Origin of the sequence: Moellerella wisconsensis ATCC 35017 (assembly GCF_001294465.1) — a bacterium.
In the GTDB taxonomy this organism is placed as follows: Bacteria; Pseudomonadota; Gammaproteobacteria; order Enterobacterales; family Enterobacteriaceae; genus Moellerella; species Moellerella wisconsensis.
Genome location: NZ_LGAA01000026.1, coordinates 1 through 16,026, shown reverse-complemented (window position 1 = coordinate 16,026; position 16,026 = coordinate 1). Strand labels below are relative to the sequence as shown.

Below are 16,026 nucleotides of genomic sequence, written 5' to 3'. Positions count from 1 at the left end.
TCCAAGTTAAGTCTACCCTTACAACTAGCCTTGCTACTAGAGAAAACTATAGGTCATTGCGCAAAACGAAACCATCACACTGAACAGTTAATTTGAAGTATTGGTAAGTAACATACTGATAAATAGTACTTGGCATCAAATAAAATTACGCACTAAAACTGCGAATTCACAAATTGAAAGTAGCACGAAATCATTAGCTGAAGATAGAAGCTAATAACGCAGTAAAAGAAATTTATTATTTAATTTCTGATAGATAGAGGTGTTACTCAAGCAGCAATAAGAGCCGACTATAGTGAAAAGAGAGCGTCAGAAACTGGTTATCAACTATTTCAGAGAACTTCAGTTGTGAACGAAATTGCGAATTAATAAAAACAATCCCTATCACGCTCACTTATCAAGGCCGATGATGTTTTAGCTAAAGCGTGAGGGCTGGCTACATTGGATGGAAATGATTAGGTCAATATTTTTTATGGTAATTGATAGAACAAAAAATCTAGTTATATGATATTTTTCGCTCCATTTTGATTAGTACCACATTAGGGAATTAGGGTATTTATGTCTGTTAAATAGGTAGTTACTGTGCCGATACCAAAAAACTCTACACCTTAACCAGTTTTTGTTGATCACTACAAATATTAATTTATGATGGATTGTGTATATTTTTTATATACGTTTCCGTACGATTGGGCTTTAAACATCAATTGCTAACGATCTATCAAAACAGTTCGTATATTCAACATGAAGGTTATCTATCAATATGCAATGTTTTCGGCTACCCCTTATTCTATTGCTTACTGCATTTTGTCTACCAGCGTTTTCTGTACCTGAAACGACTCTTGATAGAATAAAAACAACTGAAGAACAACTTAATGGGAAAGTAGGCTACACAGAACTCGATCTTGTAAGTGGTAAGATACTTGAAAGCTATCGTTCTAAAGAACGTTTTCCAATGATGAGCACTCATAAAGTTTTGTTGTGTGCTGCAATATTATCACGTGTTGATACAGGGCAAGAGCAGCTTGATCGCCGCATAATGTATAGTCAGCATAATCTTGACGAATATTCACCAGTGACTGAAAAACATCTTGTTGATGGAATGACTGTAGGCGAATTATGCGATGCTGCCATAACAATGAGTGATAACACTGCCGCTAATCTATTGCTAGAGTCAATGGGCGGCCCACAGAAATTAACAAGTTTTTTGCGTAAAACTGGTGACCAGATTACTCGTCTAGATCGTTATGAACCAGAATTAAATGAAGCATTTCCCAGTGATGAACGCGATACTACTACGCCTGAATCCATGGCTCAAACTATGCGGAATTTGTTTACTGGTAAGATACTCACACCTACCTCACAAGCCAAGTTAATCGACTGGATGGAAGCGGATAGAGTCGCGGGGCAGCTTTTTCGCTCAGTACTTCCCGCTGGCTGGTATATTGCAGATAAAAGTGGTGCAGGCAAGCATGGTTCCCGTGGCATAGTAGCACTACTGGGGCCTTACGGGAAACCTTCACGTATCGTAATCATCTATATGACACAGAATGAAGCAACTATGAATGAGCTAAATAGACATATTGCAGATATAGGAAATACGTTGATTAAAAACTGGTAACCATCAGCTGAAATTTAGATTATATATTGGGGCGGTTTGGATATCAAAAATGCCCTATTGAATTCAAATAAATGACAAATAGGTTCTTTTAATTAGTCGGAGATGGTGACAGTTGAAATGTGACCCTTGATACCGAGGACGGCTTGAAATCGTGACGCAAATATGCGTTATCGATGAAATCAATAGTTTATCCACGTTGAACAACAAGGGGTTACGGCAAGTCTAAACGGTGGGATTATGGTGAGTGCTAAGCTGATAACGGTAAGGTTACTGGGCGAGGTTTCCACAATGGTTTCCAGTGAAAACACTATTTAGCAAATAGAAATTAATACTAAGGTTTCAATAATACTAAGGTTTCAAGTGGTCATAGTGATCTCTCGCAATAAAAACAATGCGTTGTCACCAATTAGTATTCAATAAAGTGAATACGTTATGAGTTGAAAAATACCGCCAAATAAAAGCGGTATTAATGAAAGGATTAGTTACAGGATGGCTTTCCAGTTCTATGGTTTAGTGCGCCATTATCGATTAATAACTTCTGCATTTCAGGAAGGTTATTCTTACATGCATAGGTTAATGCGCTTTGGTCGTAAGAAGGTAATGTTTTATCATTTGTGGTTGTTGCGCGGTTAATGTCTGCACCTTGAGATAACAGATATTTGACTATATCAATACGGTTATTACTAGCCGCAACCATTAGAAGAGTTTCACCATCACTTTCAATTTCTTGATTGTTAAGATCAACTTGGTCTCTCATTATGTTGTGAATTTTCTCAACAATTTGCACATTTTTCCCAAGAACAGCAGATTTTAATACGTTATATACGTCGCCTTTATCAGTAGCCCATAAGTTTGCTTTTTGTGAAATAAGGTAATCGACCATCTCTTCGTCACCGATGAAAGCAGACCAACCCAGTGCTGTTTGGTCTAGACTCCCTGTATCTTTTGCTTCAATATCTTGCCCATTAGCAACCATTTCTTTAACTTTCTCTAGATCACCATGTTTGACCGCATCAAACCATTCTGCATTATCGCCAGTGCTTGGGATTTTATAAAATATTCTATGGGGTAACCGTTTCTCATTTGCCAGCTCAGTCATTTCAGCGTAATTTGACTTGAATGAGCTATATTCCGGTGGATTATTATTAATGACTTGTGCATGAGTACTAAAAGCAATTAAAGATAGTGAAAAAATCAAACTTTTTATATGCATGTTAATTAATAACCTATTAAAAATTTATAAGTGAGCATTTAATTTTAATGCTGGAAATATTTATTTGTGATTCCAATGGTTACTGAATGTGAAAAATTATTAACTGGAATACTATTTCAATAGCAATTGATTAATAATAGTTAGCTATATTTTGGTTGGGTGTCATTAAAACAGATAATTAATATAGCGGAGGCTATTTTTATTCTGGCTTTGTGACAGAGTTAAGTATTATCAAAAGTCAAAAACCTATATTATAGGTTAACTTTTTATAATCAACAGATTATATCTACACACAGGATAAATTAACGTTTAGATAACTCTTATAAATTAGAATTATTATCCGATCTTCTAGAGTCCCACCAGCATTATATTTTAATCGATAGTTTATATTGTGATGATATCAAGATTAATAATCCAAAAATGAGAAAAGTAAAATCAATTAGGATCACCACGCCAGGAACGGTAATAAAAGCACCTGAGCGAGTTAAAGCAGACACAGGTAAAGTTATGGCCGTGATGACTATATTTTGTTGTTCTTTTATAGTGTGTTATGTCAATTTTAATTCGATCTTAACCTCAGTCCTTTTTGTTCCAACGTAGATATATTGCCTGATAATTCTTTTTGCTGGTTCGAATAATCAATTAGATAGCGTTTGACAAAAGTACCGTTAGCATCAATATCAATTGACGAATATAGCTAATATATCGCTGACAGGGAACAATGATGATTGAAACAATAGGGTAATCAGGTCGGGTTTTCCGATCCCGTTTTTACTGTCTGTTATAATCACAGAAATAAAATAACTGATTATATTTTTTTAGAGTGTCGAGCAAAAATATCTTTAAATCTTTTGCCATACCATTAACTTCAATCTGTTTATCGCTATGAGTGAGAATGACCTTACTATCCTATGTATACAGGAATAAAAATCAGATAAAAATAATGAATTAGTTATTTATGTCACGACAAAATGAAGTTTATATTAAAATAGTAAGTTTTATTATATACGCTAAATTGTAATTATCCTGCCACTATTAAATTTAAATCCTGTATAAAGAAAAAATCCAGCTATAATCTCCAATAAATACTCTCCATAGAATTAAAACTGATATTAAATTTCATTTGTTAAAAAATGCGATTCCATCTTATTGTTCTTATCGTCAATTTGTGTAAATATCGCTCGATAATTATACTTAACACCATACATAAACTGACAGGAATTCAATGAAACGGAGCTTCCCTTGGCACTGTGGCATATTGTCTTTTGCTTTATTGTCCACATTAACGACTTTCGCTGCCCCTCAATCTCCCGAAAATTCGGAACGTTTATTACAGCAACAAACTCAGCGGCAGGAGGCACAGCAACAACAATTTGAGGCAAAGGCGCCTGATGTGAGTTTATCTGTGCCTGTCGTGAAAAGCAGGTTGCAATTTCCGAATGAAACCCCGTGCTTTATCCTTAAGCAGGTCTCAGTCACAGGACAAGAGGCCTTACCCTATTGGGTGCCGATTCAGCGTTTAGCTAATCAAGCCGTCGGTCATTGTGTTGGTGTAAAAGGTATTAATCATTTAGTGACTGATATACAAAATCGGCTGATCAGCCATGGCTGGATAACGACTCGCGTATTAGTACCAGAACAAGATTTATCATCGGGTATTCTTAAGTTATTGATATTGCCTGGAAAAGTACAAAAGGTTGTTTTCACTGATGATCCATCGACCTACAGTACGTTATACAGTGCGATGCCTGCGCGTGCGGGGAATTTATTGGATTTACGAGATATTGAGCAAGGATTGGAAAACTTACAGCGTTTGCCGACCGTAAAAGCCTCAATGGAAATGGTCCCTGGAGATGGCCCCGGTGAAACTCAGATTGTGATTAAGCGCCAGCAATCACGTTATTGGCATGCAGGGGCATGGGTTGATAATTCAGGCTCAAAAAGCACGGGAAAAAATCAAGCGGGCGTGATGCTGGCATTGGATAACCCGACTTCCCTCAGCGATCTTTTCTATATTACGGCGACGCGAGACTTAAGTTTTTCCAGCGACAAAGATACGGCTAACTACAGCGCCCATTACTCGGTACCCTTTGGGTATTGGCAGTTTGCCACGACCGCGAGCGATTATGAATATACCCAAACTATCGCGGGCGCGAACAGCGATATCGAATATCGCGGTAAAAGTAAAAGCCTGAATCTGCAACTGAGCAACGTTTTATACCGTGATGCGACCGCCAAAACGACCGCGACCTATGATGTGAATTTGCGCGAAACCCGTAACTTTGTGCAAAACACCGAAATTGAAAACCAAAAACGGCGCACCACCGCATGGAAGCTCGGTCTTAATCATCGTCAATATATTGGGCAATCGACCGTAAATGTGGGGGCGAGTTATCAGCACGGGACGCGTTGGTTTGGGGCGATGCCTGCCTACGAAGAGTTCCGCAGTAAAGCGTCCCAAGATTATGCGACCGCACTGGCGATTATCATGCAATTTTCCGCTTCTGCAAGTATTCCATTTACCTTGGCAGACCAATCGTTGCGGTTTGAGTCCCAATACTCCCGTCAAATCAGTGACCGACCACTGACACCGCAAGATCAGTTCAGTATCGGTAACCGTTGGACGGTGCGCGGCTTTGATGGTGAACGTACTCTTAGTGCGGATGAAGGTTGGACGCTACGTAACACCTTATCATGGACATTGCCTGTCCCCGCGCAAGAACTGTATGTGGGTGTCGATTACGGCAAAATTAGCGGGCGTGGGACTGACATTAATTTAGGGACACACCTTGCCGGTGGTGCTATCGGCCTGCGTGGTGCGATTAATCCTGCCAACTTAAGTTATGACCTCTCTATTGGAACTCCGTTTTCAAAACCGGATGGATTTAGAACCGATCCGGCAACATTTGCTTTCTCTGTTAACTGGAATTATTAAGGTATCTCAGGATGAATAAGTTATTTTATCGCTTAATTTTTAATGCCGCTCGCCAAATGGTGATGGTGGTTGCAGATATCACACGTAGCCATCAAGCGGGCCCTGCTTGCCTGACTGAAAATCGCACAGAGAAAACAAACAATAGCCGAATTCGTTGGTCAATCAAACCCATAATTACTTCACTTTGGCTCACGCTGGGCATGGTGAGTTTTAGTGCTTCGGCATCGACTATTGTTGCCGATGGTAACGCGCCGGGAAATCAGCAGCCAACCATTGTGAATACCCAAAATGGTTTGCCGCAAGTCAATATTCAAGCGCCAAATCGGGATGGGGTTTCACGTAACCAATATAGCCAATTCGATGTCGATCATAAAGGCGCTATCCTCAATAACAGTAGCACCAATGTTAACACGCAACTCGGCGGGATAATTCAAGGTAATGACTGGTTAGCCAAAGGTGAGGCTAAAATTATATTAAATGAAGTGAACAGTCGTGACCCAAGCCAACTCAATGGTTTTATTGAAGTGGCCGGGAAAAAAGCGGATGTGATTATCGCCAATCCGGCGGGCATTACCTGTAACGGTTGTGGCTTCATCAATGCGGATAAAGCGTTACTTTCTGCGGGTAAGACGCTGATAGAGAATGGTAAAATCAAAGGGTTTGACGTTGATAAAGGCCATATTGAGATCTTGGGTCAAGGCTATAATGGCAATGGCACCAACTATACGGCATTGATTGCTCGCTCAGTGAATATTAATGCCAAACTGCACGCCAAAGATTTGGCGATTACGACGGGTAAAAATACCGTTGCGGTGGATGGTCAAACCGTGCTCAAAACGGAGTATTCCACCACTGAGGATAAACCCGAGTTTGCTTTAGACGTTGCTGCACTGGGGGGCATGTATGCCAATACCATCAAAATGCGCGGGACAGAAAACGGGGTGGGTGTCCGTAATGCCGGGCATATTGGCGCAGAAGCGGGTGACATTACCTTATCCGCTGACGGTAAAATTGGAAATACTGGCGTAATAACAGCAAGCCAAAATATCATCCTTAACAGTCAGCAAGCGCTCAATAATAGCGGCACAGTACTGGCACAAAACGATATTCAGCTCAATGCGAAACAGGCAATAACCAACACCGATAAAGGTCAAATCGTCGCAGGGCGTCATGCAGCACTAGGTGCAGAGAAAATCAACAGTGACAGAACCGCCTTATTAGCCGCTGGGGTCGACAGTAAAGGCAAGCTGACTTCCGCGGGTTCGTTAACCGTTAAAGGCGATAAAGACGTTGTATTGCAAGGCGATATTATTGCCAAAGATACTTTAACGGCAACAGGCAGCGCTGTAGATTTATCTCATTCCAATACCCAAGCCAAGAATATTTCGCTGACCTCAACGGCAACCGATATTCGCACCCAAGAGGCGCATTTACTGGCAACCAACAATGCGGTATTGACCGCCAAGCATGGCATTGATAATCAAAAAGGGGAGATTGTCGCCAATCAACTAAGTCTGTCCGCGCCCGAGTTTATTGATAATCAGCACGGAAAACTGGTTCAAAAAGGAAATTCAAAAAATACCTTGAATACTCAGGTATTAAATAACCAACAAGGAGAAATCAACCTTGCGAGTGACACCTCGATTATTGCTAATCAGTTGAATAACCAGTCTGGGCAGCTATTAAGCCGTGATGGCAAAGTCGATATTCAAAGTCAACACCTGAATAACCAACAAGGCACGATTTTAGCGTCAGGCAAGCAAGGCCTTACCATCCAGTCCGATAAGCTGGATGGGCAAAAAGGGGAAATTCTTACCAATGGCGGATTGAACTTAACTGCAAAATCGGTGAATTTGGATAATGCAACCACCCAAGCAGAGCACATCACGTTACAGGCCAATGCGTTATCTCATCGTCAGGGCAACATGTTGCAGACGGGCGATAAAACGATGAAGCTCAATGTGGCTAGTGGATTGGATAACAAACAAGGAAGTATTGCATCTAAAGGTGATTTGAATTTACAGGCAGGGACGGTTGACAATACGGACGGTAAATTACTCACCAGCACGAACCATCGTTTAGATCTCACCGCAGCAACAGAATTCAATAACACGCGTGGTGTCGTCCAAACCGATAAGTATTTGATGATCAATGCAGATAAACTGATCAATCAACAAGGTAAAATCAGCAGTTTATCCGGTGCCGCTTTATTAACAGCAAATCGTTTAAACGGTGAAAAAGGCACTATTTTTGCGCAAGATACATTGCGATTAGAAAGCGCTGATATCAATTTAAACCAAGGCTTCACACAAGCAAACCAAGTTTCTATTTTTGCCAACAACGTTACCCATCAGGATGCAACGCTACTGCAAACAGGGGAAGGCAAAACGGAACTACATATTCAAAATCAATTTGATAATCAGCGAGGGGAAATCTCCAGTAATGGTCAAATTGATATTGTGGCAAACGGCTTGAATAACCAAGACGGTAAAATTATTGCGGCCAAATGGGGTCGTTTGACACTGACTATCCAACAGGCGCTGAATAATGCACAAGGTACATTATTAGGTAACCAAGGTATTCAGCTGGCAGCGGAACGCTTAATCAATCAATCCGGCAAAATACTTGCTAGCTTTGGCGATAACCAATTGGTGCTTAAACAATTGGATGGCGAAAAAGGCGAAATTCTCTCGACAGGCAAACTAGCTTTGACGGGGGATGAACTTAATCTTAATGACGCGCTGACGCAGGCAGATAACATCCAAATTGAAGGGCGAAATCTATCCCATCAACGTGGGCAAATGCTGCAAACGGGCAGTGAAAAAGGGCAAATCAAGCTGGCTCAAACTCTTGATAACCAGTTAGGAAATATTAGCAGCCAAGGCACGTTAAATCTGGATATCAATAAACTGGCTAACTCGCAAGGCGTTGTGGTTGCTGCAAAAGTGGGTGCATTGATTTTAAATGCTAAAGACGGTGTGGATAACACACAAGGAACCCTTTTTGCCGAGCAAGGCTTAACTCTCAATGCCCCGTTGCTCACTAACGTTGATGGTAAAGTCATTAGCAAACAAGGCAATATACTGATTGCCACTGAAAATCTGCAAGGTCAGCGCGGCGAAATCGTTGCGGATGACGAGTTAGAACTCCATGGGCAAGAGGTTGACCTGACTGAGGCCAATACCCAAGCGAAACATATCCAACTGACGGCGAATAACCTGAACCATCAGCAAGCAACTATGACTCAACTGGGTGAGCAAAAAGGGTCGATCATTGTATCACAACATCTGAATAACGAAGCGGGTGATATCAGCGGTAATGGTTCTTGGCTGATCAACGCGAATACCCTTGAAAACCAGCAAGGTAAAATATTCAGTGCGAAAATGGGCGAATTAGACTTACAAATTCAGCGAGCATTGAATAACGCGGGTGGAACGTTAACTGGTCGTCAAGGTGTATTCATTAAAACGCAATCGCTGATTAACCGCGCCGGTAAAGTGATTGCTAGCCTGGGAAATGTCACCTTAAATAGTCAATCACTTGAAGGTGATGACGGTGAAATATTGGCAGCTAATACCTTAAATATTCAAGGTGGAAGCCTTTCACTCAATCAAGCTACGACGCAAGCCGATCAGATCCTCATGACGGCAAATACCCTTGATCACCAAGGCGGTAAATTATTACAAACGGGTGATAAAGCGGGAGAAATCACGCTTCAAGGGAAGCTGAATAATCAAGCGGGTGAAATAGGCAGTAATGGCTCATTCTCATTGAAAGCCAATAGTCTCGACAATCGTGACGGACAAGTTATCACCGCCAAAAATGGTCATCTTAAGGTTGATTTAACTCATGAATTATTAAACCAAAGCGGCGCACTCATTGGAGAGAATGGGCTGAATATAGCGGCCAGTGATATCCAAAATCAGCAAGGCAAATTGGTTGCTCGCCATGGCGATACCACGCTGGATGTTACCCATACAATCAATAACCAAGCCGGATTAATTGCGGCAGCGCAATTATTGCAGATGCGTAACCAAGCGCTGCAAAATCAACAGGGCTATCTCCAAGCGAATACGATTGATATTAATACGCACAATCAGCTATTTGATAATACACAAGGTTCTTTGTTGGCGAAGCAACAATTGACCTTAAACAGCGGTAAAATTGAAAACCATCAAGGGTCAATTCAATCGGGTAGCGATATGCGAATTGATACCCACGGTGAGCAACTCAATAATACCCAAAGTGGCGAAGATAAAGGGATTTATGCACAAGGTGGATTAACGTTAAATACAGGCGAACTGAATAACCAACAGGGTCGCATTGTGGCGAAAAATCAGTTGGATTTAAATAGCCAAGGCTTAAATAACCAACAAGGCTTGATTGGTAGCCAGTCGGTGATTGAAATGCAAACCCAGCAGTTGGATAACCGCGAAGGTATGATTAAAGGCCAATCAATCATTTTGAATACCCAAGGTCAGCGCTTAACCAATATCGCCAAAACCGATGAGCAAGGCATTTTTGCCAGTCAAACGTTAGCCTTAAAAGTCGGTGAGCTTATTAACCGGCAGGGACAAATTCAAGCCAACCAAATCACGTTAGATACTCAGCAGAACCGTATTGATAACAACCAAGGTGAAATCATAGCGGCGAAAATACTGAGCGTAAACAGTGGTGAACTTGATAACCAGCAAGGGCGCGTGCAGGCAGGTGAACAGCTTTCGCTGAATACCCATGGTGAACTTTTCAATAATAATGATACGCAGCAAAGTGGCGGGGTGTTAAGTGGCGGAAGCCTGACGCTCAACAGCGGCAATCTTACTAACCAACAAGGCCAAATTCAGGGGGCGGGGGCAAGTGTCTTAACCACTCAAGTCTTGAATAATCAGCAGGGACAGATTTACTCAGGTACGCTATTGGACATCAATACTCAAAAAAATAATGTATTGAACCAAGCTGGCACATTGGCAAGTAAAGGGATACTGACGTTAAAAGCTAATGATATCAATAATCAACAAGGCTTTTTGCAAGGTAAGCAAGGTTTAAACCTCAATGCAAATCATATTGATAACCAAAAAGGCACATTGCTGAGTCAATCCTCGACACAGATTACCGGAGCGTCTTTTAGTAACCGCGAAGGGACTTTACAGTCGCAAGGAAATACCGACCTAACAATTGCGCAAGATATCGATAATCAGCAAGGGCAGATATTGTCGGGTGAAAATCTGCATATTGGCAGCCAACAGCTGAATAATACGCAAGGGACGCTTCAAGGCCTTAATCATGTTGAATTGACAGTGAAACAGCAAGTCGAGAACCAACAAGGTTGGATTAAAGCCAATGAAAACCTTGATATTTCTGCGGGGTCTATTGATAACAAAAACACAGCCCAAGCAGGTAAAGGCCTTGAGGGGCTAAATGTGAGCCTCAGAACTACACGTTTAGATAACCAAAGCGGAGCGGTTCGTGCAGGGCGAGCAATTGAAGCCAATGTGGCGCAAAGCTTGAATAATACTCAAGGGATGCTATCTGCGGGGACAAAACTCACTGTAACCGATAATGCGCAAGGTAAAGCCCTAGATTTATTAAACCAACAAGGCGTGATAGTCAGTAATGGCTCCGCCACTATTGTTGCAAACCAATTAACGGGTGAAGGCAAGGTTATCGCACAAAAAGTGTTATCGCTGACTCTCAACCAACACGTTGAAAATACTGGACGCATTCAGGCGGGCGAAAACTTAACCGCTAATTTTGCACAAGGGTTTACCAATAAAGGACTCATTTCTAGCCTTGGCGAGCTGGCTTTAACCACGACGACCATTATTAACCAACTTTCTGGTGAAATCACTGGGCAAAATACGCGAATTAAAGCCAGTGGTCAGGTATTGAATACAGGGCTTATAGACGGCCTATTAACTCATATTGTTGCTAATTCTTTAGATAACTTAGGTACAGGACGTATTTATGGTGATTTCCTTGCCATTGCAGTGAATTCGTTAGTCAATGATAAACAAGGAGACAAAGCTGCCGTTATCGCAGGGCGTAAAGCTGTCAACATTGGCGTTTCTGAACTTTTAAACCGTGATCATGCTTTAATTTACAGTGATGGCGATTTAGTTATCGGTAACCAATTAAACGACCAGTTACAAGCTACGGGCCATGCCAAAAGCGTGAAAAACCACAGTGCCAATATTGAAGCGGCCGGTAGCCTCACATTAAAAACGAATTTACTTGAAAATAAAGATATCCATTTACAGCTGACAGATGATGCCGTCGAAGTGAGCCGTGAGCACTTTGACTGGTACGATTTTGGTAATGGTAAACGCTATAAAATTCAGCCCCGTAATGGAAACCAGACTCGCTATGCTATTAATGACGATGGCACACTCAACAAAGAAGTCGGTATTCACTATGAAAAATCTAATCGCTGGCGGATGTTTGAGTACGGTAATTGGACTAAAAATTTCTATGAGTATGATTACGACCGTATCATTTATGAAACGCAAGTCATAAAACGTGATGCTGCACTGATTACCAGTGGTAAGCATTTAATCCTCGATGGTCAACAACTTAATAATGAAAATTCTCGCGTGGTTGCAGGACAAAACTTAATCCTGACAGGCTATGATCTGAATAACGAAGAAGCACAAGGTGTTCGCCGTACCGTGGAAAGTGGTAATACTATTTATCGCTACAAAGGCGGTGGCACATGGAAAACGCGTACTAGCACGTCAAAATACCAAGGGGTTAATAGCGAAGAAGATGTAGCATTACATTTATTAGAAGTTACCGAGAATGCGGGTGGCATCAATAAAACTCAGCTTGATGCAGCGAAAGTGAACCAACTCGATGGGCAAGCCGAAGGTGTTTCGAATGCTAACTTGCAAGAAAATCAAGGGACAACTGTTACTGAGCAGGCGTTAAAAAACGGTAAGAATACACCATTAGACTTGTTGCCCGGTCAGCAACTGGAAGTGACACAATTACCTGCAATTTCAGGCCAAGTTGATGTCAAAGATGATAAACAGGTTGATTCATCACTGCAAATTGATGATGCCAATATCGGTAAAGGTACGGACATCCAAGGGCAAGCAGATGCAGGTAAAGGGGAAACTATCACCGCAGAAACGGCACCTGAAGGTAAAGATAATCTCGATACGGTGATCAGAACTGTTGGACCCAATACCCAACTGCCTGATAACAGCCTGTTTAACCTCATACCAGGCAGTGATAGCCAATTCCTGATTGAAACCGATCCTCGATTCACCAATTACAAAAAATGGCTATCCAGTATCGATATTGTCACTAACGATCAACTGCATAAGCGCTTAGGCGATGGCTACTATGAACAGCGTTTAGTCCGTGACCAGTTAATTGAAACGACAGGGCAACGCCTGTTAGGCAACTACAGCAGTGATGAAGAGCAGTACCGTGCCTTACTGACCAATGGCGTCGCATTTGGTGAACAATTTAATCTGGCTCCAGGTATTGCCTTATCACCGGAACAAATGGCGAACTTGACCACCGATATCGTGTGGATGGTCAATAAAGAAATTACGCTGCCAGATGGCCGCGTTGAAATGGTCAGTGTTCCACAGGTGTATGTCCGAGCCCGTCAGGGGGATCTAAAGGGTAACGGTGCGCTACTGGCAGGCCGCAATGTGTCTGCTGATATGGCGGGAAATATTCTCAATAGCGGCGAAATTAGTAGCCGTGAATTGACCAATTTACGTGCAGAAAACATTGACAATAGCGGACGACTTCAAGGCAAAGATGTCCAGCTCAACGCATTGAAAGATATTAACAATGTGGGTGGCGAAATCCGGGGATTAGACAGCGTCTCGTTGTCCGCGGGTCGGGATATTCTCAGTGAAACCGTCCAACGTGGCGAAGGCAACGCCCAATGGCTTGATCGCCCAGCCAGTATTTACGTCACCGGTGATAATGGACAGCTTACGTTAAAAGCGGTGCAAGATATCAATCTCATTGCAACCGATGTGGGTAATATAGGTGTAGAGGGTAAAACATCTATTCTCGCAGGGCGTGATATTAGTTTAGAAACCCACGATGTTAGCTCGGCCTTTGATTACACGCATAATTCAAGCAATTACTATCGTGGCGCTAACAGCGCAGAAGTCGGTACACAAATTCACACCCAAGGGGAGTTAACCTTATCGGCTGGGCAAGATGTCTCTGCCCGTGCAGCGAATGTCACCAGCGGTGGCGAGCTGGAGATAAATGTGGGGCGTGACATCAATATCACCTCGGGTATTGAAACCAATGACTATGCAAAACACACTAAACATACGGATAAAGGTTTCTTATCGAGTACCACTAAAGAAACCCATGATGAGGTGAACGAGCGCACTGCTATCAGTAGTACCTTTAGCGGTGATAGCGTGAAAGTGACCGCCGGGAATGACGTTAATCTCGAAGGGAGCAATTTGCTCGGAACCAACGATGTTAGCGTTAATGCGGGAAATCAATTAAATACCACCACCTCTGACGAAGCGTCCCATGAAACGCATATGTCGAAAACCACCAAATCAGGGTTAATGAGCAGTGGCGGTTTAGGTTTTACCCTGGGTTCAACCTCACAAAAAGTCACTACCGATACGGACAGTAACCAGAAAAAAGGCAGCGTGATCGGTAGCACGGCAGGAGATGTGAACTTAACCGCCGGGGAGACAGCAAACATTCATGGCAGCGATGTAATTGCGGCGAAAGATATCCATGTGACCGGCAGTGATGTGAATATCACTGCGGCTGAAAACAGCCGTACCGATATCACCACGGTGGAAACCAAATCCAGTGGATTGACGGTGTCGTTAGGTGGAGCCGCAGGGAGTCTGTTAGATGGAATGGTGCAAACCGCTAAATCGGCGAAACAAGAAGATGATGGACAATTAGCTGCCCTTAAAGGGATGAAGGCAGGTTTGCAAGGGGCTCAGGCTCAGCAAGCGAGTGAGTTGGCTGGTCTGAAAGAAGGTGGTAGTGCGGCAGATGCTTTTGGCATCAATATGTCTTACGGCAGCAGTTCTTCTAAATCCACCACCAAAACACAGCAAAATACTGCATCAGGCAGTAGCCTAAGCGCCGGCGATAATATTAATCTTACTGCGACAGGTAAAAAAGAAAATAGCCAAGGTAACCTGACGGTACAAGGTAGCCAAGTGGGTGCTGGTAAAGATATTAACTTAACCGCCAAAAACGATATCAATTTGACCAGTGCGACCAACACGCAAACGGTAGATGGGAATAACGAGAGCCAAGGCAGCTCAATCGGTGCGGGTATTAGCACGGGCGGTTGGAATGTGAATGCCAGCGTGAATAAAGGCAGTGGTTTTGAGAAAGGTAACAGTCAATTCTATACCGATACTGAAGTCAATGCGGGTAAACAACTGATCCTCAACAGCGGCAAAGACACCACACTGACGGGTGCCCAAGTGAGCGGTGAAACCGTGAAAGCCAATGTCGGTGGCGATTTAACTTTATCAAGCCAACAAGCCACCGAAAAATATGACTCAAAGCAACAGGGCGGTAGTTTAAGCGGCAGTATAGGAACGGGCTTGAATACCACGGCTTCGGTGAATGCCAATAAAACCGAGATGCACAGCGATTATCAATCCGTGGATAAACAAACCAGCATCAACACAGGCAAAGGTGGCTTTGATATTACGGTCGGTAATCACACCCAGCTTGATGGGGCGGTGATTGGCAGTAGCGCAGAGGCGGATAAAAATAAACTGGATACGGGCACGCTGGGCTTTGGGGATCTCAAAAACAAGGCCGAATACAAGGTGGATAGCCAAAGTGGCGGCTTTAGCACCGGGGGCGCGCCATTTGCAGACCAACTCGCGGGTAATGCCGCAGGCTCCTTGCTGACCAACGCGAATAACACAGGCAAAGACAGCAACACCACGCATTCAGCGGTGTCGGAAGGTGAGATTGTTATTCGCGATAAGGCTAATCAAAAACAAGATGTTACTGACTTAAGCCGAGATACGGACAATGCGCATGAAAAGCTGAATACGATTTTTGACAAAGAAAAAGAGCAGAAACGGATTGAGCAGAATCAGCTGATTGGGGAAATTGGTCAGCAGATTACCGATGTTGCGGTGACGAATGAAAGGATAAAAGCGACTAAGAAAGAAAAGGAAAACTTTGATAAAACGCCAGTTACAGATGATGAGCGCAGAAAAGCCATTGATTCTATCAAAGACCCGAACGTAAAAGGGGATGAAACGGCCATTCGAGATGCGG

At 42.6% G+C, this 16,026-nt stretch carries 5 protein-coding genes; 4 read left to right on the top strand and 1 reads right to left on the bottom strand.

The genetic code is table 11. The features are described 5' to 3' along the window. Positions 1-246: 246 nt before the first annotated feature. The gene (locus tag M992_RS15645) at positions 247-366 is read left to right on the top strand and encodes a terminase small subunit (protein ID WP_072165971.1); all 120 of its coding nucleotides are present in this window, start codon (positions 247-249) and stop codon (positions 364-366) included. Between the two features lie 391 nt (positions 367-757). Further along, a complete protein-coding gene (bla, locus tag M992_RS12005; RefSeq protein ID WP_072165959.1) occupies positions 758-1,615 on the top strand; it encodes a class A beta-lactamase in 858 nt (285 codons plus the stop codon). Between the two features lie 478 nt (positions 1,616-2,093). Here the strand turns inward: bla and M992_RS12000 are convergent, their stop codons facing one another. After that, positions 2,094-2,828 (bottom strand): ankyrin repeat domain-containing protein, encoded by a 735-nt coding sequence (locus M992_RS12000; protein WP_072165958.1) that lies wholly within the window; start codon positions 2,826-2,828, stop codon positions 2,094-2,096. 1,225 nt (positions 2,829-4,053) lie between these two features. Between M992_RS12000 and M992_RS11995 the strand changes: the two genes are divergently transcribed. Together M992_RS11995 and M992_RS11990 are read left to right on the top strand one after the other, a co-directional pair. Further along, a complete protein-coding gene (locus M992_RS11995) occupies positions 4,054-5,763 on the top strand; it encodes a ShlB/FhaC/HecB family hemolysin secretion/activation protein (protein WP_053908810.1) in 1,710 nt (569 codons plus the stop codon). An 11-nt stretch (positions 5,764-5,774) separates the two neighbouring features. Continuing rightward, a partial coding sequence (locus M992_RS11990) for a two-partner secretion domain-containing protein (protein WP_053908809.1) occupies positions 5,775-16,026 on the top strand: 10,252 nt, incomplete at its 3' end.

Excerpts from the sequence above, each read along its gene's own strand:
- M992_RS11995 (WP_053908810.1), top strand. The coding sequence starts at position 4,054 with ATGAAACGGAGCTTCCCTTGGCACTGTGGCATATTGTCTTTTGCTTTA.
- bla (WP_072165959.1), top strand. The coding sequence starts at position 758 with ATGCAATGTTTTCGGCTACCCCTTATTCTATTGCTTACTGCATTTTGT.
- M992_RS12000 (WP_072165958.1), bottom strand. The coding sequence starts at position 2,828 with ATGCATATAAAAAGTTTGATTTTTTCACTATCTTTAATTGCTTTTAGT.